The sequence below is a fragment of the Phytopseudomonas dryadis genome (genome assembly GCF_004327355.1).
In the GTDB taxonomy this organism is placed as follows: domain Bacteria; phylum Pseudomonadota; class Gammaproteobacteria; order Pseudomonadales; family Pseudomonadaceae; genus Aquipseudomonas; species Aquipseudomonas dryadis.
The window spans coordinates 162,467-179,742 of sequence record NZ_QJUM01000006.1 but is presented as its reverse complement, the minus strand read 5'-3'; the positions used below and the strand labels follow the sequence as shown (position 1 = coordinate 179,742).

The 17,276-nt window shown below is 63.5% G+C and carries 14 protein-coding genes and 5 tRNA genes; 5 read left to right on the top strand and 14 right to left on the bottom strand.

From position 1 onward, the window contains the following. Positions 1-309: 309 nt before the first annotated feature. The gene (locus DNK34_RS07275; RefSeq protein ID WP_131174037.1) at positions 310-1,287 is read right to left on the bottom strand and encodes a tRNA dihydrouridine synthase; all 978 of its coding nucleotides are present in this window, start codon (positions 1,285-1,287) and stop codon (positions 310-312) included. A 167-nt stretch (positions 1,288-1,454) separates the two neighbouring features. Here DNK34_RS07275 and DNK34_RS07270 point away from each other — a divergent pair, with 167 nt between their 5' ends. Next, a complete protein-coding gene (locus DNK34_RS07270) occupies positions 1,455-1,874 on the top strand; it encodes a hypothetical protein (protein ID WP_131174036.1) in 420 nt (139 codons plus the stop codon). Here DNK34_RS07270 and DNK34_RS07265 read toward each other — a convergent pair. The 8 genes from DNK34_RS07265 to uvrB all read right to left on the bottom strand — a co-directional run bounded on the left by DNK34_RS07265 (position 1,865) and on the right by uvrB (position 8,103). Further along, the gene (locus DNK34_RS07265; protein WP_131174035.1) at positions 1,865-2,299 is read right to left on the bottom strand and encodes an acyl-CoA thioesterase; all 435 of its coding nucleotides are present in this window, start codon (positions 2,297-2,299) and stop codon (positions 1,865-1,867) included. The two genes, DNK34_RS07270 and DNK34_RS07265, sit on opposite strands and share 10 nt — an antisense overlap. Positions 2,300-3,159: 860 nt before the next feature. After that, a tRNA-Glu gene (locus DNK34_RS07260) sits at positions 3,160-3,235 on the bottom strand. 48 nt (positions 3,236-3,283) lie between these two features. Beyond that, positions 3,284-3,359 (bottom strand) — tRNA-Ala (locus DNK34_RS07255). A gap of 51 nt (positions 3,360-3,410) precedes the next feature. Further along, positions 3,411-3,486, bottom strand: a tRNA-Glu gene (locus tag DNK34_RS07250). Positions 3,487-3,554: 68 nt separating this feature from the next. Beyond that, a tRNA-Ala gene (locus tag DNK34_RS07245) sits at positions 3,555-3,630 on the bottom strand. Between the two features lie 268 nt (positions 3,631-3,898). Next, positions 3,899-5,380 carry a glutamate--tRNA ligase gene (gltX, locus tag DNK34_RS07240; RefSeq protein WP_131174034.1) on the bottom strand — a complete coding sequence of 494 codons (1,482 nt, stop codon included), beginning with the start codon at positions 5,378-5,380 and terminating at the stop codon, positions 3,899-3,901. A 162-nt stretch (positions 5,381-5,542) separates the two neighbouring features. Next, positions 5,543-6,061 (bottom strand): nucleoside 2-deoxyribosyltransferase, encoded by a 519-nt coding sequence (locus tag DNK34_RS07235; protein ID WP_131174033.1) that lies wholly within the window; start codon positions 6,059-6,061, stop codon positions 5,543-5,545. A gap of 26 nt (positions 6,062-6,087) precedes the next feature. Then, a complete protein-coding gene (gene uvrB, locus DNK34_RS07230; RefSeq protein ID WP_131174032.1) occupies positions 6,088-8,103 on the bottom strand; it encodes an excinuclease ABC subunit UvrB in 2,016 nt (671 codons plus the stop codon). A 182-nt stretch (positions 8,104-8,285) separates the two neighbouring features. Here uvrB and DNK34_RS07225 point away from each other — a divergent pair, with 182 nt between their 5' ends. Beyond that, positions 8,286-9,482, top strand: a complete 1,197-nt coding sequence (locus tag DNK34_RS07225) for an amino acid aminotransferase (protein WP_131174031.1) — start codon at positions 8,286-8,288, stop codon at positions 9,480-9,482. 69 nt (positions 9,483-9,551) lie between these two features. After that, positions 9,552-9,627 (top strand) — tRNA-Asn (locus DNK34_RS07220). A 1,215-nt stretch (positions 9,628-10,842) separates the two neighbouring features. Here DNK34_RS07220 and fleR read toward each other — a convergent pair. Continuing rightward, positions 10,843-12,252, bottom strand: a complete 1,410-nt coding sequence (gene fleR, locus DNK34_RS07215; RefSeq protein WP_131174030.1) for a sigma-54-dependent response regulator transcription factor FleR — start codon at positions 12,250-12,252, stop codon at positions 10,843-10,845. Between the two features lie 3 nt (positions 12,253-12,255). Beyond that, a complete protein-coding gene (locus tag DNK34_RS07210; protein ID WP_131174029.1) occupies positions 12,256-13,461 on the bottom strand; it encodes a sensor histidine kinase in 1,206 nt (401 codons plus the stop codon). Positions 13,462-13,873: 412 nt separating this feature from the next. On the opposite strand from DNK34_RS07210, the gene mntA reads away from it, so the two are divergent. After that, positions 13,874-14,257 (top strand): type VII toxin-antitoxin system MntA family adenylyltransferase antitoxin, encoded by a 384-nt coding sequence (gene mntA / locus DNK34_RS07205; RefSeq protein ID WP_131174028.1) that lies wholly within the window; start codon positions 13,874-13,876, stop codon positions 14,255-14,257. 133 nt (positions 14,258-14,390) lie between these two features. Next, positions 14,391-14,678, top strand: a complete 288-nt coding sequence (gene hepT / locus DNK34_RS25555) for a type VII toxin-antitoxin system HepT family RNase toxin (RefSeq protein WP_278248866.1) — start codon at positions 14,391-14,393, stop codon at positions 14,676-14,678. Between the two features lie 149 nt (positions 14,679-14,827). Here hepT and DNK34_RS07195 read toward each other — a convergent pair whose 3' ends face one another. From DNK34_RS07195 to fliS, 3 genes are all read right to left on the bottom strand, one after another. Further along, a complete protein-coding gene (locus DNK34_RS07195) occupies positions 14,828-16,300 on the bottom strand; it encodes a sigma-54 dependent transcriptional regulator (protein ID WP_131174027.1) in 1,473 nt (490 codons plus the stop codon). 233 nt (positions 16,301-16,533) lie between these two features. Continuing rightward, positions 16,534-16,830: a flagellar protein FliT gene (locus tag DNK34_RS07190; protein WP_131174026.1), complete on the bottom strand. Its 297-nt coding sequence runs from the start codon at positions 16,828-16,830 to the stop codon at positions 16,534-16,536. Between the two features lie 26 nt (positions 16,831-16,856). Next, the gene (gene fliS / locus DNK34_RS07185) at positions 16,857-17,237 is read right to left on the bottom strand and encodes a flagellar export chaperone FliS (protein WP_131174025.1); all 381 of its coding nucleotides are present in this window, start codon (positions 17,235-17,237) and stop codon (positions 16,857-16,859) included. Between the last annotated feature and the right edge of the window lie 39 nt (positions 17,238-17,276).

Here is a 17,276-nt window from a genome sequence, read left to right as displayed (position 1 = left end):
AGGAGCGTCGCCCCCGGCGCGATGCGATGGCGGCCATGGCGAAGAAATCGCGGTATGTCCACGCTTCGCCGCGGGGTCGCGGCTCCTACACGAATGTGGCCATTCTGCGCACCTGGTGCTGAATCCGCCGAACGTCTCGACAGGCTACGCAATCAGCATTGCCATGCTGAGAGGTAAACGACTTCGAGTCGAACGCTATCCTTGCATAGCCCGGGTCGAGCGCAGCGACACCCGGGAAACCGCACCCTGGGTATCGCTGCGCTCAACGCCAGGCTACGGGGCAAGCTGTGCCTTGTACCGTGGGTTTGGCTAATCCACCCGGCACACTGCCCGCTCCGGGGCGAACGCCACGCCGAGCAGCGCATCGATCCGCTCGCAGTCGTTCTCCCGGCGCAGCAGGCTGAACAGCTCGACCGCCTGGGGGTAGCTGCGCGTGAGCATGGCCAACCACTGTTTCAGGCGCCCCGGCGCATAACGTGGCGAAATCTTGCGCCGCGCCTGCAACCAGAAATCCGCCAGCAGCGGCTGCAGCTCCTGCCAGGTCATGGCTTCGACAGCCTGCCCGGCCCGCGCCGCGGCGATCTGCCGGGCCAGATCGGGACACGCCACCAGCCCACGGCCGAGCATGATGTCCTCGACACCACTCACCTCGCAGCAGCGCCGCCAGTCGGCCAGCGACCACACCTCGCCATTGGCATACACCGGAACCGCCACGGCATCCCGCACCCGCGCCACCCACTCCCAGTGCGCCGGCGGCCTGTAGCCTTCGACCTTGGTGCGGGCATGGACGACGATCTGCGCGGCACCGCCTGCGGCCAGCGCCTGGGCACATTCGACGGCATGTTCCTTGTGATCGAAGCCCAAACGCATCTTCGCCGTCACCGGGATCGCCAGCGGCACGCTGCGCCGCACCTCGCGCACGATGGCATGCAGCAGCTCCGGCTCCTTGAGCAGCACGGCACCACCCCGGGACTTGTTCACGGTCTTGGCCGGGCAGCCGAAATTCAGATCGATGGCCGGCGCGCCCAGGGTACAGGCGAACGCCGCATTGTCGGCCAAGCACTGCGGATCGGAGCCGAGAAACTGTACCCGCAGCGGCGTACCGGCCGCCGTCTGCGCGGCAGTGAACAGTTCCGGCGCCAACTTGCGGTAGGTGGAAACCGGCAACACCCGCTCGGTAACCCGAATGAACTCGGTCACGCACCAGTCGATGCCGCCGACCCGCGTCAGTACATCGCGGAGGATTTCATCGACCAAGCCCTCCATGGGCGCCAGCGCGATCTGCATAAAGAACCTCGAGAAAATGGCCGGGTGACAAGGGCGGCCAGTAAAAACGGCGCCCAGTGTAGCGACGAGGCATCCGGCGTGTAACGCTTTCTGTCGCCGAGAAACCGGGGGAACGCCAGCATGGTCAGGCAGTCCACTGCATACACCCCGCTCAAGCGAGAAATGCCATGGGCAAGATAAGCGCTGGCCTGCTTGCGCTGCTGCTAGGCAGTGGCGCCGTGCCGGCCAGCGAAGCGATATCCAGCGGCATAGTCCTCGACCCGGCGGCCAGCGCACGCCTGACCCTCAGCCGGGATCGCGACGCACCGAATGCCTGCGATATCGAACTGAGCATCGACGAACAGCTACTGGTCTCGCTGCCGGTCGGTGAAAGCGTGACCGTCGACGTGCCCAGCGGCGAACTCACCCTGGTGTTGAGACCCGCGCGCGCGGCCTATTGCGGGCAGTTGAACCAGCTCAGCAGCCAGTCGCTACTGCTGCAGCCCGGCGAGAATCGGCGCTACCAGGTGAAATTCAGCAGCGATTCGCTGTTCCTGGCTCCCGAGGAAGCCTTGCAACCCGCAGACCCTGAGCGCACTCACCCCTGAAACAAGGCACGTCCATAACCCTCGATGAACTCCGGTGGCATACGCTTCGGCCTGCCGCTGGACAGCTCGATACAGACGAAGGTGGTCTTGGCGCGCAACAGGGTGGTGCCGTCCTGCGGGCGGATCAACTGGAAGCAGCGATCCATTTTCAGGCGCTGATCGGACGCGACGATCCAGGTGCCCATCGACAGCTGCTGCCCTTCGTAGGCGCTCGCCAGGTAGTCGATCTCGTGCCGCACCACCGCCATGGCCCGGTCGAGCCGGCGGTACTCGACCAGATCCAGGCCGAGAAACTGCGAGTGACGCCAGGCGCAGCGTTCCAGCCAGGTCACGTACACGGCATTGTTGGCATGCCCCAGGCCGTCGATGTCTTCAGACCCGACCGCCAGTTCGATCACGAAAGGATCCGGCCTGTCCCAGTTCATGAATGCTGCTCCAGAGTGTGCGCCAGCTCGCCTGCCTCGGCGAACCGGTCGACATGAATGATACCCGCTTATCGGGCAGCGCCTTACGCATGGCCGGCAGCCCAGGCGGCTTGCCCTGACCCTGTAGGAGAACATACAAGCCGCGACCTCGCGGCGAATCGTGGCCATAGCGCTATTTCTGCAGCATGGCCGTCAGCGCATCGCGCCGAGGTCGACGCGCCTACACGAGCGGTGGTTTGTCGCGATCCCGTAGGAGCCGCGACCCCGCGGCGAATGGTGGCCACGCCACGGATTCTGCAGGATGGCCACGATCGTATCGCGCCGAGGTCGACGCTCCTACACGATCGGTGGTTTGCCGCGATCCCGTAGGAGCCGCGACCCCGCGGCGAATGGTGGTCATACCGCGATTCTTGCAGGATGGCCACGATCGTATCGCGCCGAGGTCGACGCTCCTACACGATCGGTGGTTTGTCGCGATCCCGTAGGAGCCGCGACCCCGCGGCGAATGGTGGTCATACCGCGATTCTTGCAGGATGGCCACGATCGTATCGCGCCGAGGGCGGCGCTCCTACACGGGCGGTGGCTTGCCACGGCCTCGTAGGAGCCGCGACCCCGCGGCGAATGGTGGCCACGCCACGGATTCTGCAGGATGGCCACGATCGTATCGCGCCGAGGGCGGCGCTCCTACACGAGCGGCGGTTTGCCGATCGTCTGTAGGCGCCTACGAAAACCTTATCTGATCAGCATTCTGCCGGCGTTCGGCATGAACGCCGCCGCGCGCCACGTTATCAGGGTGCTGAAAAAACAAAAGGGCCATTCCCGGAAGAATGACCCTTAAAAATCCCGCAGAGCGGGCAAACTGGCGTCCCCTAGGGGACTCGAACCCCTGTTACCGCCGTGAAAGGGCGGTGTCCTAGGCCACTAGACGAAGGGGACGAAACCTTCGAAGAACAAGGCCAGCGCTAGGCTGGCCTGTCGTGGAATTGGTGGAGCTAGACGGGATCGAACCGTCGACCTCTTGCATGCCATGCAAGCGCTCTCCCAGCTGAGCTATAGCCCCGGATTTAACGTCTCTCGACACACAGCGCCGAAGCGCTGCGGCTGGAAATAATGGCGTCCCCTAGGGGACTCGAACCCCTGTTACCGCCGTGAAAGGGCGGTGTCCTAGGCCACTAGACGAAGGGGACGCAAACCCTTCTAACAACTCAACCCGTTCGCTGAACCGGTTGTGGCAAGCCTTTCGGCTTTAAGAGATTGGTGGAGCTAGACGGGATCGAACCGTCGACCTCTTGCATGCCATGCAAGCGCTCTCCCAGCTGAGCTATAGCCCCATCTCGAGGACGGGGCGCATGTTAAGTGCGCCCCTGCACCCTGTCAACAAAATTTTTACCGGCAATGCATTTTTTTTCGCTGACATAACAATCACTTACCGCAAACGGCCGGTTTTCGGGTTCGGCTGGCGACCGGCGGGCGCATCCTTTCACCTGCGCCCGCTTTCAAGAACTGTATTCGAAAAAAGCGCTGGAGGCCGAACGCGGGACGCAAGAGCAATCACGCCCCTCGTCCAGTCTCAAGCCTGCAGCGCCTTTTCCGCCAAGGTCAACCGATGCTGGCCAGGCGCTTCTCCCACTCCTTGTTTTCCTTCTTCGACACGCCGCCGAGCAACTCGATGGCCTGGCGCAGACGGAAACGGGTGAGATCCGGCCCGAGAATCTCCATGGCATCGAGCACGGAAACCGAACTGGCCTGCCCGGTGATCGCGGCGAACATCAACGGCATGGCGTCGCGCAGCTTCAACTGCAGGTGCTCGACCACGGCCTGGATACAGGCGGTGATCCGCTCCTTTTCCCACTGGCGCAGGGCTTCGAGCTTCCACAGGATCAACTGCATGAGCAGGCGCACCTGATCCTCGGCGAGTTTCTTGTGCTCGAACAACGCCTTGTCGGGCTGCACGCCACCGGCGAAGAAGAAGCCGGCCAGTGGCGCGATCTGGCTGAAGGTCTCCACCCTGCCCTGCACATGCGGGGCGATCTTCATCAGGTACTCGGGGTTGAGCGCCCACTTCTGCACTTCGGCGGCGAAGGTCTCCAGCGGCAGCTCGCGCAGCCACTGGCCGTTGAGCCAGGATAGCTTCTCCAGATCGAAGATCGGCCCGCCCAGCGACACGCGGTTGATGTCGAAGTGCTCGATCATCTCGCCCAGGGTGAACTTCTCGCGCTCGTCCGGCATCGACCAGCCCATGCGGCCCAGGTAGTTGAGCATGGCCTGGGGCAGGAAGCCCATGCGCTCGTAGAAGGTGATCGAGGTCGGGTTCTTGCGCTTGGACAGCTTGCTCTTGTCGGGGTTGCGCAGCAGCGGCATGTAGCACAGTTGCGGCTTTTCCCAGCCGAAGTATTCGTAGAGCAGGATCAGCTTGGGCGCCGACGGCAGCCACTCCTCGCCACGCAGCACGTGGGTGATCTTCATCAGGTGGTCGTCGACCACGTTGGCGAGGAAATAGGTGGGCAGGCCATCGGTCTTCATCAGCACCTGCATGTCCATGCGATCCCAGGGAATCTCGACATCGCCGCGCAGCATGTCCGGCACGACGCAAATGCCCTCGCTGGGCACCTTCATGCGGATCACGTGGGGCTCGCCCGCCGCCAGGCGGCGCTGCACCTCCTCGGCGGAGAGCAGCAGGCCACGACCGTCGTAACGCGGCGTCTCGCCCCGGGCGATCTGTTCGGCACGCATCTGGTCGAGCTCTTGCGGGGTGCAGAAGCAGTAGAAGGCATGGCCCTTCTCCACCAGCTCAAGGGCGTACTTACGGTAGATCTCGCCGCGCTCGCTCTGCCGATACGGGCCATAGGGGCCGCCGACATCGGGGCCTTCGTTCCATTCGATGCCCAACCAGCGCAGGGCGTCGTAGATCTGCTGTTCCGACTCGCGGGTCGAGCGCAGCTGGTCGGTGTCCTCGATACGCAGGATGAACTCACCGCCGTGCTGCCTGGCGAAACACAGGTTGAACAGGGCGATGTAGGCAGTGCCTACGTGCGGATCGCCAGTGGGCGACGGAGCGATGCGGGTACGGACGGTGGTCATGGAAAATCCCGATGCAATGGGGCGAAAACCACCATCAGGCCGAGCCGGAGAGGCTTTCGCGGAAAGTGCGAATAGTAGCAGGGCCAGGCCCGACGGCTCCAGCGGTCAGACCGTAGCCTGGATCAGCCGAAGGCGTAATCCGGGTTTCGCAAGGCGCCTGCATCAGCCCTCTGCCAGCAATCCATTCAGGTACCGGCTCAACGCCGCCACCGCATCCTCCACGGTGCCGCTGCAGCCGGCCCAGCTGCAGGCCAGCATCAGGTTGCGCGGCAGGCCGAAATCCTCGATCCAGAAGCCCCGGGCATCACGCCCCTGGCCATCGCCGGCGATCCATTCACGCATGGCGCCGCACTGCTCGAAGTAGGCCCACACCGGCTTGCCCAGGGCCACGGCCATGCCGACCTCGAACGCCGTACCGGAGTCCGGCTCATCGCCACGAAACAGGTTGAGGTTGGCCAGCACCGCGTCGGCATCGCGGATCATCTGCATGTTCAGCCGGCAAATGAGGCTGGCCCGTTCGCCCATGGGCAGACCGCCCCGCACCTCGTTGTCGAAGGGGTGCAGGCCCTCCATTCCCTGTTCCCGGCACAGGGCCTTCAGGTAGTCGCCGTGCTCGTCGGCATCGGCGCGGAACACATCGAACCCCGCCAGATAGATCCTGGCGCCCTCCACGCTGCGCATCAGCCCTCCTCCACAATCAGCTTCATTCACACGGCCAGCAGCCGCTCGCGCAGCTTCTGGATCTCGTCGCGCAGCTGCGCCGCCGCCTCGAACTCCAGGTCGCGGGCCAGCTGGTACATCTTCTCTTCCAGCTGGCGGATGCGCTTGGTGATCTCGCTCGGCGAGCGCAACTCGGCTTCGTAGCGGGCGCTTTCCTCGGCGGCCTTGGCCATGCCCTTGCGCTTGTTGCTGCGCGAACCCGGCACGGTGGCGCCTTCGAGGATGTCCTGAACGTCCTTGAACACGCCCTTGGGTACGATGCCATGGGCCTCGTTGAAGGCGATCTGCTTGTCCCGACGCCGCTCGGTCTCGCCGATGGCGCGCTCCATGGAGCCGGTCATGCGGTCGGCATAGAGGATGGCGCGGCCGTTGAGGTTACGCGCGGCGCGGCCGATGGTCTGGATCAACGAGCGCTCGGAACGCAGGAAGCCTTCCTTGTCGGCATCGAGGATCGCCACCAGCGACACCTCGGGCATATCCAGCCCCTCGCGCAGCAGGTTGATGCCCACCAGCACATCGAAGGCGCCGATGCGCAGGTCGCGGATGATCTCGACCCGCTCCACGGTATCGATATCCGAGTGCAGGTAGCGCACCTTGACCCCGTGGTCGCCCAGGTAATCGGTCAGATCCTCGGCCATGCGCTTGGTCAGGGTGGTGACCAGCACACGCTCCTCCAGCGCCACGCGCTTGCTGATCTCGGACAGCAGATCGTCGACCTGGGTGCGTGCCGGGCGCACTTCGATCTGCGGATCGACCAGCCCCGTGGGCCGCACCACCTGCTCGATCACCCGGCCGGCATGATCGGCCTCGTAGGGGCCAGGCGTCGCCGAGACGAAGATGGTCTGCGGACTGGCCGCCTCCCACTCCTCGAAACGCATCGGCCGGTTATCCAGCGCCGAGGGCAGGCGAAAACCGTACTCGACCAGGGTTTCCTTGCGCGAGCGGTCGCCTTTGTACATGGCGCCGACCTGGGGCACGCTGACGTGGGACTCGTCGATCACCAGCAGGGCCTCGTCCGGCAGGTAGTCGTAGAGCGTCGGCGGCGGCGCGCCCGGGTCGCGTCCCGAGAGGTAGCGGGAGTAGTTCTCGATACCGTTGCAGTAACCCAGCTCGAGGATCATCTCCAGATCGAAGCGGGTGCGCTGCTCGAGGCGCTGGGCCTCGACCAGCTTGTTGGCGCCACGCAGGTAGTCCAGGCGCTCCTTGAGCTCGACCTTGATCCGCTCCATCGCCTCGAGCAGCGTCTCGCGGGGCGTGACGTAGTGGCTCTTGGGGTAGAAGGTGAAGCGCGGCAGGCGGCTGATCACCTCTCCGGTCAGCGGATCGAAGGCGCTGATGTTCTCCACCTCGTCGTCGAACAGTTCGACGCGGATCGCTTCGAGGTCGGATTCGGCGGGGAAGATATCGATCACATCGCCGCGCACGCGAAAGGTCGCCCGGGCGAAATCCATGTCGTTGCGCGTGTACTGCAACTCGGCCAGGCGGCGCAGCAGCGCGCGCTGATCCATCTTGTCGCCGCGGTCGAGGTGCAGCACCATTTTCAGGTACTCCTCGGGGCTGCCCAAGCCATAGATCGACGACACGGTGCAGACCACGATGACGTCCTTGCGCTCGATCAGCGCCTTGGTCGCCGACAGGCGCATCTGCTCGATGTGGTCGTTGATCGACGCATCCTTCTCGATGAAGGTATCCGACGACGGCACATAGGCCTCGGGCTGGTAGTAGTCGTAGTAGGAAACGAAGTACTCCACCGCATTGTTCGGGAAGAACGTCTTGAACTCGCCGTACAACTGGGCGGCCAGGGTCTTGTTCGGCGCCAGCACCAGGGTCGGACGCCGCACCTGGGCGATCACGTTGGCGATGCTGAAGGTCTTCCCGGAGCCGGTCACGCCAAGCAGGGTCTGGTGCGACAGCCCCGCCTCCAGCCCTTCGACCATCTGCCGAATCGCCTCCGGCTGATCGCCTGCCGGCTGAAAACGGGTGACCAATTGAAACTCGGACATAACTACCTCGACAAACGGCTGTGACGCGGCGAAACAGCCGGCGTCAAAACCTGGCGAAAAGCGTGTGGCCGCTGTCGCGACACACGGTCTGGCTCGCTATACTAACGATCCGCTTGCGCAACCCCTAGTCTCAGTTGCCGGGGTTGCTCGAAACCCACCCTCACCATAGAGCTGCCGCCTCCATGAGTCTGTTCTCCGCCGTCGAAATGGCTCCGCGCGATCCCATCCTGGGCCTCAACGAAGCATTCAACGCCGACCCCCGCCCCACCAAGGTCAACCTTGGCGTTGGCGTCTACACCAACGAGGAAGGTCGCATCCCCCTGCTGCGCGCCGTGGCCGAGGCGGAAACCGTCCTGACCGCTGCCCATGCACCGCGCGGTTACCTGCCCATCGAAGGTATCGCGGCCTACGACAAGGCCGTACAGACGATGCTGCTGGGCGACGATTCGCCGCTGATCCAGCAGGGCCGGGTCATCACCGCCCAGGCCATCGGCGGCACCGGCGCCCTGAAGATCGGCGCCGACTTCCTCAAACGCCTGCTGCCAGACGCCACGGTCGCCATCAGCGACCCGAGCTGGGAAAACCATCGCGCCCTGTTCGAGTCCGCCGGCTTCCCAGTGCGCAACTACCGCTACTACGACGCCTTCAGCAATGGCGTCAACCGTGGCGGCCTGATCGAAGACCTGAAAAACCTGCCGGCCCGCTCCATCGTCGTGCTGCACGCCTGCTGCCACAACCCCACCGGCGTCGACCTGAGCCTGGAAGACTGGCAGGCGGTTCTCGAGATCGTACGCGAACGTGAGCATGTGCCCTTCCTCGATATCGCCTACCAGGGTTTCGGTGACGGTATTGAAGAAGACGCCGCCGCCGTGCGTTTGTTCGCCCAATCCGACCTGACGTTCTTCGTCTCCAGCTCCTTCTCCAAATCCTTTTCGCTGTATGGCGAGCGGGTCGGCGCCCTGTCCATCGTCACCGGCTCCGGGGAAGAAACCGGCCGCGTGCTGTCGCAGGTCAAGCGCGTGATCCGCACCAACTACTCCAATCCGCCGACCCACGGCGCCAGCGTGGTTTCCGCGGTGCTCAACAACCCCGAGCTGCGGGCCATGTGGGAAGCGGAACTGGGCGAAATGCGCCAGCGCATCCGCGACATGCGCCTGGCCATGGTCGAGCAACTGGCCGCCCTGAACGCCAAGCGCGATTTCGGTTTCGTCGCCGAGCAACGCGGCATGTTCTCCTATTCGGGCCTGACCACCGAACAGGTCGAGCGCCTGAAAAACGAGTTCGGCATCTACGCCGTGGGCACCGGCCGCATCTGTGTGGCCGCGCTGAACACGCGCAACCTGCCGGTCGTGACCCGCGCCATCGCCGAAGTGCTCTGAGGCGCAAAGGGAAGTCGAGAGACGGACGCTTGACTTCCCTTTCGCAATCAGTAGGATACGCGTCGTCGTTCCGCGATAGCTCAGTCGGTAGAGCAAATGACTGTTAATCATTGGGTCCCTGGTTCGAGTCCAGGTCGCGGAGCCAAATTCGAAAGCCTCGGTTCATACCGGGGCTTTTTTGTATCCGCCAGACTCTCACCAGGGACTACGTCCCAGGTTATTCGCTAACGCTCACCCCTTCGGGGCCGCGCTGAAGCGCGTTCAGCTGCGCTGTCGAGTCCAGGTCGCGGAGCCAAATTCGAAAGCCTCGGTTCATACCGGGGCTTTTTTGCATCCCCCGGACTCTCACCAGGGACTACGTCCCAGGTTATTCGCTTCGCTCACCCCTTCGGGGCCGCGCTGAAGCGCGTTCAGCTGCGCTGTCGAGTCCAGGTCGCGGAGCCAAATCAAGGAAACCCGGTCAGCAGGCCGGGTTTTTTATTGCCTGCACGAACGCTCACACCATCAAAATCGTAGGGTGGGTTAGGCGCCGTACCGATCAGGAACAACGGGCACTTTACCGGGGCGCCGTAACCCACCATGGGCACAACCCCGACGATCGACTGGTGGGTTACGCGACGCGCCAGAAGAAGTCGTTCCTGACAGTGCGTTGCCTGGCGTCGCCAACCCACCCTACGATTCCGAGCGTGGGAATCGCGCCCCCGCGGCGAATGGTGGCCATGACACGCTGCCGCATATTGGCCGCAATCGCATCGCGCCGAGGTCGGCGCTCCTACACGGACGGCGGTTTGCCGCTCTTGCGTAGGGTAAGTTAGGCGCCATACCCAACCGTGGGAGCCGCGCCCCGCGGCGAATGGTGACCATAACGCGCCGCCGCATATTGGCCGCAATCGCATCGCGCCGAGGTCGGCGCTCCTACACGGACGGCGGTTTGCCGCTCTTGCGTAGGGTAAGTTAGGCGCCGTACCCAACCGTGGGAGCCGCGCCCCCGCGGCGAATAGTGGCCATGACACGCCGCCGCATATTGGCCGCAATCGCATCGCGCCGAGGTCGGCGCTCCTACACGGACGGCGGTTTGCCGCTCTTGCGTAGGGTAAGTTAGGCGCCGTACCCAACCATGGGAGCCGCGACCCCGCGGCGAATGGTGGCCATGACACGCTGCCGCATATTGGCCGAAATCGCATCGCGCCGAGGTCGGCGCTCCTACACGGACGGCGGTTTGCCACTCTTGCGTAGGGTAAGTTAGGCGCCGTACCCAACCGTGGGAGCCGCGCCCCCGCGGCGAATGGTGGCCATGACACGCTGTCGCGTATTGGCCGCAATCGTATCGCCCCAAGGCAGCGGCCTCTTGCCAATGCTTTCAACTGGCGTACAGGTAGGCCTCGACGTCCATCCCGGCATCGCGCATCTGTGCCAGCTTGTAGCGCAGCGTACGCGGGCTGATGCCCAGGCGTTCGGCCGCTTCCTTGCGCCGCCCACGCTCGGCGCGCAGGGTATCGATGATCATCTGGAACTCGCGCCGCCGCAGGTCTTCGCCCAGCGCGCCAGGCTCCGCCGGCACGGCCTCGACAGCAGCCGGCGGCGCGCTCGCGACGATGGCCAGATGAGGCTGCGGCTGAGCGGCCACCGGGGCGAAGCCGATCGGCGCGGTCAGGCACAGATCCTGGGGCTGGATGACGCCGCCCTGCTGCAGGATCACCGCCCGCTGAATGGCGTTGTCCAGTTCGCGCACATTGCCCGGCCAGCTGTGCGCGGTCAGGCAGGCAACGGCCTGGGGCGACAGACGCAGCGGGGCGTGATTCATTTTCTTCACGTACTTGGCCAGCAGGCGTTCGGCCAGCGGCAGGATGTCCGCGGGGCGCTCGCGCAACGGTCGCCAGGCCAGCGGGAAGACCGAGAGACGGTAGTACAGATCCTCACGGAAACGTCCCGCGGCGACTTCCGCGGCCAGGTCACGGTTACTGGTGGCCAGTACGCGGATATCCAGGGTGATCGGCTTGCGCGCCCCGACACGCTCCACTTCGCGCTCCTGCAATACGCGCAGCAATTTGGCCTGCAGGCCGAGCGGCATCTCGGAAATCTCGTCGAGCAGGATGGTGCCGCCATCGGCCAGCTCGAACTTGCCGGGGGCGCTGGCTACCGCTCCGGTAAACGCCCCCTTTTCATGTCCGAACAGCGTGGCCTCGAGCATGTTGTCGGGAATCGCGGCACAGTTGATGGCGATGAAAGGCTTGGCCGCACGCGGCGATTGCTGGTGGATGTAGCGTGCCAGCACCTCCTTGCCGGTGCCGGACTCGCCGGTGATCAGTACCGTGGAGTCACTGCGGGCAACACGCGCAGCCAGTTCCAGCAGTTGCAGGCTGGCCGGTTCCAGCGCCACGGGGCCATCCTGTTCGCAGCCGCCCACTCGTCCCAGGGCGTGACGCTCGACCAGGGCCAACAAAGCCTTGGGTTCGAACGGCTTGACCAGATAGTCCGCCGCCCCCTTGCGCATCGCATCCACTGCGCGCTCGACGGCGCCGAAAGCGGTCATCAGCAATACCGGCAATTGCGGCTGGCGCTCACGGATCACAGCGAGCAACTGATGCCCATCCATGCCGGGCATGTTGACGTCGCTGACCACCAGCCCGAAAGGTTCCTCGGCCATGGCCGTCAGCGCCGCCTCGGCGCAATCCACGGCACGGTAAGCGTGCCCCCCCAGGGCCAGGGTATCGGCCAGGGCCTCACGCAAGGCGCGATCGTCTTCGACCAGCAGGACTTTGGCAGCCATGGGTTACTCCTGAATCGAGGGTTGTGCCGCGCCGAGCAGCGGCAGAATCAATAAGGCACAGGTACCGCGACCAGGCCGGGAGTGCAGTTGCAGCTCGCCCTTGTGGGCACGGGCCACCGCCTTGACCACCGCCAGTCCCAGGCCGGTGCCGGTGGTCTTGGTGGTGAAGAACGGCTCGCCCAGACGGGCCAGGGTCCCGCGCTCAATGCCCGGGCCGTTGTCGCTGACGCACAGACGCAGGGTGTCGTTGCGCACGTACAGGTGGATCTTCAGGCGAACGTCGCGGCCAGCCGCCTGGATGGCGTTCTCCACCAGGTTCAGCGCCGTGCCGACCAGCGTGTCGCGGTTGCACAGCAATTCGCCGGCACGGGCATCGCATTGCCAGCGCACGTTCATCCCCTGCACATGGGGCTCCCCTGCCCGCCTCAAGGCATCGAACAGCGCAGCGGGAGCGAGGCGATCCGACAGCGGCAGGTCGCCCCGGGCGAATACCAGCATGTCACGCACCTGATGCTCCAGCTCGTGCAGGCGCTCCTTCAGACGTCCGGCAAAGCGCTGTTGCTGCTCGACCGGCAGTACCTGCTCGGTCAGATGGCTGGCGTACAGCAGTGCCGCCGACAAGGGCGTACGCACCTGATGCGCCAGCGAAGCGACCATGCGCCCCAGGGCGCTGAGGCGCTCATGACGCGACAATTGATCCTGCAGGCGACGGGTTTCCGTCAGGTCGGTGAGCAGCACCAGTTGCCCCGGCTCGCCATGCAGCGAACGCGTGGCGATGGATAGCCGACGCCCGTCCTTGAGCGAGATCTCATGACCGTCGTCCTTGCGCGGAGCGAAGTTGCGGGCAATCACCTCGCGCCAGAGCATGCCCACCAGCGGCTGATCGAGCATATCGCGGGCGACCGGGTTGGCTTCACGTACGACACCCTGCCCGTCGATCACGATGACGCCGCCAGGCAACAGATCCAGCAGGCTCTGCAGCCGATGGGCGATACGCTCTTTCTCGCCCAGTTCCTGCATGCGCTGCTCGCTGACCAGCGCCAGTTGCCCGGTAAGCTCGTTGACCCGGTTCTCCAGCATGTTGTACGAGTCGCCGAGCTGACTCGACATCTGGCTGAACAGGGAAAGCGACTGTTCAAGATCCACACGACCGGCAGGCGCAACAGGTCGCGGGTCGAAGCTATCGGGGAGCTGGAGGCTGGGTTTCATCATCATCTCTCGCGTGGCGAGCCGTCATAAGACAGTCAGTTGCCTGAGAGATAGCAATACTCGTGCCTGAAAATAATTACCTTTATTTTCAATTGGATAGATTATTTTTTAGCGAAGCGCGTCAATCTGGTGACTGTGACAACGCGAAATGCCGTAGAACATTCGGCCAATACGCCAAGGATTTGCAGCATCGGAATTTGGCAGGATGGAACGCGGGGCGTAGCCCCGCCGCGGACGCGTCCCTCGTTACGCGCAACTACGCCACGCCGGGTTGCCGGGAAGAGCGGCGCAGTGCCAGCTAAACGGCCGGCTAATCCGCCTTACAAGCCCACGGCTTGGCGCGATGGGGCGTTCGCTGGACTTTTTTCTGACAACCCGGTCTCATGGCAATACCCGCTCATGGAGGCTAAGCATGACAATCGAAGCAGTAGAGGCCTGCCTGGCGTACCATCCGGATATCAAACTGGCCTATGTATTCGGCTCGATCGCGAGCGGCAAGGCCGGTGCGAACAGCGATGTGGACGTTGCCGTCCTGACGACAGCTAAGCTGAATGCAGAGTACAAGGCCCGCTTGATCTCGGATATTGCTTCGGCCACCGGTCGCCCCGTCGACCTGATAGACCTCGCCACCGTCGGTGAACCCCTGCTGGGTCAGATTCTGCGGCATGGCGTGCGCATCCGCGGGGACGCCGTCCTGCATGCGCAATGGGTATCTCGACATGTGTTGAGCAACGAGGACTTCATGCCTTACGTCGAGCGCATGCTCGCCGAACGGAGACAGGCATGGATAGGTTGATCATCGAGCGCAAGCTGGACTCACTGCAGCGCTGCCTGGCCCGCATTCGCGACAAGACACCTGATGATGTCGCCCCTCTGGAAAACGACCTGGATCTGCAGGACGTGCTCGTGCTCAACCTGAGCCGCGCGCCGTGCAGATTTGCGTGGATATCGCCGTACATATTCTCAGTGAACGAAGGCAACCGCCGCCGGACACCATGGGTCAGGCCTTCGACCTGCTCGTCCGTGAACAAGTGCTGGAAGCCCCACTGGCCGAACAACTGAAGCGCTCAGTGGGCTTCCGTAATCTTGCCGTGCATAACTATGAAGCGATCAACTGGGCGATAGTCCACAGTATCGCCACCCGCCACCTGCAGGACTTTGAGAACTTCGCCAGGCAGGTGGTCAAGCTCATTTTCGAGCGCGATCAGAGTCAATAAGGTGTAGTGCGCAGAAGGGAAGCTGCCGCAGGCGCCTGCGTCGTGAGCATCCGACATCGGCATCGCGCCGACTCAAACCCCGCAGCCTGCCGAACGCCCGCCGGATTACACCTTCGGCTGATCGCCCTACAGGCTGGCGCGCCGCCCCTTCACTCTTCCTGGGCCTCGTCCTCACGCCGGCTCATGCCATATTTGCGCATCTTCTCCACCAGCGTGGTACGGCGGATGCGCAGGCGTTCCGCGGCACGCGCCACGATGCCGCCGGCATCGTCCAGGGCCTGCTGGATCAGTTCCTGCTCCAGCCCGCCCAAGTAGTCCTTCAGGTCCAGCCCCTCAGGCGGCAGCATGGCCGGCGAATCCATACCCGGCAGGCCGGAGACGAGCACGGCACGCTCGTCGAGCTCTTCACGCAGGCTGGCAGCCATCTGCTCGTCTTCGTCGTCGACATGGCGGAATTTCTTCGGCAGCTCACCCGCGCCGATCACACCGTAGGGATGCATGATCGCCATCCGCTCGACCAGGTTGGCCAGCTCGCGCACGTTACCGGCCCAGTCGTGGCGGCACAGCGACATGATCGCAGCGGAGTTGAAACGGATGGAACCGCGTTTCTCGTGCTCCATGCGCGAGATCAGCTCGTTCATCAACAAGGGAATATCTTCGATGCGCTCGCGCAGCGGCGCCATCTCGATGGGGAATACGTTGAGCCGGTAATACAGATCCTCACGGAAACTACCCGCCTCGATCATGCTCTCCAGATTCTTGTGCGTCGCCGCGATAATCCGCACATCGGCGTTCTGGGTCTTGTTGCTGCCCACCCGCTCGAAGGTGCGCTCCTGCAGCACCCGCAGCAGTTTGACCTGCATGGGTAGCGGCATGTCGCCGATCTCATCGAGAAACAGCGTGCCGCCGTTGGCCAGCTCGAAGCGCCCCGCCCGGCTGGTGATCGCCCCGGTGAAAGCGCCTTTTTCATGGCCGAACAACTCGCTCTCGAGCAGTTCGGCCGGGATGGCACCGCAATTGACCGGCACGAATGGCGCCTCACGGCGCTTGGAGTGATAGTGCAGGTTACGCGCGACCACTTCCTTGCCGGTACCCGACTCGCCAAGAATCAACACGCTGGCCTCGGTATCGGCCACCTGCTGCATCATCTGGCGCACCTGCTGAATGGCGCGACTGGTGCCTACCAGGCTGCGAAACAGGTTCGGCTCGCGCTGACGGCCACGCTCGCGGGCCTGATCGTACATCTCGCGGTAGACCTGGGCCCGGTGCAGGGAGTCGAGCAACTTGTTGTAGCTGGGCGGCATCTCGAGCGTTGCCAGTACGCGCCGGCGAAACTCCTCGGGCCATTCGTTGCCTGCATGATCGTCGATCAGCAGCACCGGCAGGAATTCGTCCCATACGGCGAACTGCTTGAGCAGATCCAGCGCCCCCCCCTTGAGCCGCACCTCGCCGAGCAACACACTCAGGACGCCCCGGCTGGACTCGACCTGTGCCACGGCATCACGCCAGTCCTGGCTACCGCAGGCGATATGGTCTTCGCCCAGGAAATTCAGGATCACCGCTAAATCGCGACGTCTCTCGGTGTTGTCGTCAATCAGTAGGAGTTTGGTTTCACGCCACATAGTCGTCGATCTGACCCTGGAGGGAAAAAGCCGCGCTGAACGCACAAGAAACGCCAGCATTTGGCCATTAGTTAAGTCAATTATTGGCGATTAGTCAATTTTATGACGTAACTTTTTTGCTTGGCCCGACAGAAAGACTAACTGATTGAGAGAATAACGAAACGAGCTTCTCGTCAAAAAGAAGCTCGCAGGGGAAGATCGCATGAGGGATACGACGCGTGTTTGCAGCGAACTCAACCGAAAAGCTGGTAGACCTTGGCCCCCTGCTGGGACTGGTTGAGCTGGATCAGCTCGCCCGCCAGACGCTGGCGCTCGAACTGGCAGGCGCTGACCAGCTCCTTGTACAGATCCAGCAACTCCTGCATGCGCGCACGCAAAGCGCCCTCGTCCTGTACCGCGTCGACCATGGCGTCTTCAACGGCCTGCCGGCACTGCATATCCAGCTCGCCAATGGCAGCCCAGTCCTGAGTGGACAAGGCCTGACGCATGGCAGTGCCGGTCTCCTGCAAACGCTGAACAGATGCATTCATGTCGATACTCCTTTCATACGCGGCCATTACTGGGCAATCGCGTCCCAACCGGTTTTCACGTTACGCAGCAACCCGGCCACCTCGTCGAGAGGCTCGGCACTGTTCTTCAGGTTGGCCTCGCTCAAGCGACGAACCATGTAGTCGTAAAGATTATCCAGGTTCTCGGCCAACTCACCGCCCTGCTGCAGATCCAACCCGGCGCGCAATCCACCAATGATACCGATTGCCTTGCCGATCAACTCGCCCTTCAACGCATACTGCTCGCGCTCCATGGCACCACGCGCCTGGGCCAGACGGGTCAGGCCGCCCTCCATCAGCATCTGAATCAGACGATGGGGGCTGGCATCGACAGCCTGGGCCTGGGTATTGACGCTTTGATACTGACGCATTGCGGCTATCGCGTTCATGCTGAATGTACTCCAGTGTACAGCGGGAATACTCAATGT

Excerpts from the sequence above, each read along its gene's own strand:
- DNK34_RS07190 (WP_131174026.1), bottom strand. The coding sequence starts at position 16,830 with ATGAATGCATCTGTTCAGCGTTTGCAGGAGACCGGCACTGCCATGCGT.
- DNK34_RS07225 (WP_131174031.1), top strand. The coding sequence starts at position 8,286 with ATGAGTCTGTTCTCCGCCGTCGAAATGGCTCCGCGCGATCCCATCCTG.
- DNK34_RS07265 (WP_131174035.1), bottom strand. The coding sequence starts at position 2,299 with ATGAACTGGGACAGGCCGGATCCTTTCGTGATCGAACTGGCGGTCGGG.
- mntA (WP_131174028.1), top strand. The coding sequence starts at position 13,874 with ATGACAATCGAAGCAGTAGAGGCCTGCCTGGCGTACCATCCGGATATC.
- DNK34_RS07270 (WP_131174036.1), top strand. The coding sequence starts at position 1,455 with ATGGGCAAGATAAGCGCTGGCCTGCTTGCGCTGCTGCTAGGCAGTGGC.
- DNK34_RS07210 (WP_131174029.1), bottom strand. The coding sequence starts at position 13,461 with ATGAAACCCAGCCTCCAGCTCCCCGATAGCTTCGACCCGCGACCTGTT.
- DNK34_RS07235 (WP_131174033.1), bottom strand. The coding sequence starts at position 6,061 with ATGCGCAGCGTGGAGGGCGCCAGGATCTATCTGGCGGGGTTCGATGTG.
- DNK34_RS07275 (WP_131174037.1), bottom strand. The coding sequence starts at position 1,287 with ATGCAGATCGCGCTGGCGCCCATGGAGGGCTTGGTCGATGAAATCCTC.
- fliS (WP_131174025.1), bottom strand. The coding sequence starts at position 17,237 with ATGAACGCGATAGCCGCAATGCGTCAGTATCAAAGCGTCAATACCCAG.
- gltX (WP_131174034.1), bottom strand. The coding sequence starts at position 5,380 with ATGACCACCGTCCGTACCCGCATCGCTCCGTCGCCCACTGGCGATCCG.
- DNK34_RS07195 (WP_131174027.1), bottom strand. The coding sequence starts at position 16,300 with ATGTGGCGTGAAACCAAACTCCTACTGATTGACGACAACACCGAGAGA.
- uvrB (WP_131174032.1), bottom strand. The coding sequence starts at position 8,103 with ATGTCCGAGTTTCAATTGGTCACCCGTTTTCAGCCGGCAGGCGATCAG.
- fleR (WP_131174030.1), bottom strand. The coding sequence starts at position 12,252 with ATGGCTGCCAAAGTCCTGCTGGTCGAAGACGATCGCGCCTTGCGTGAG.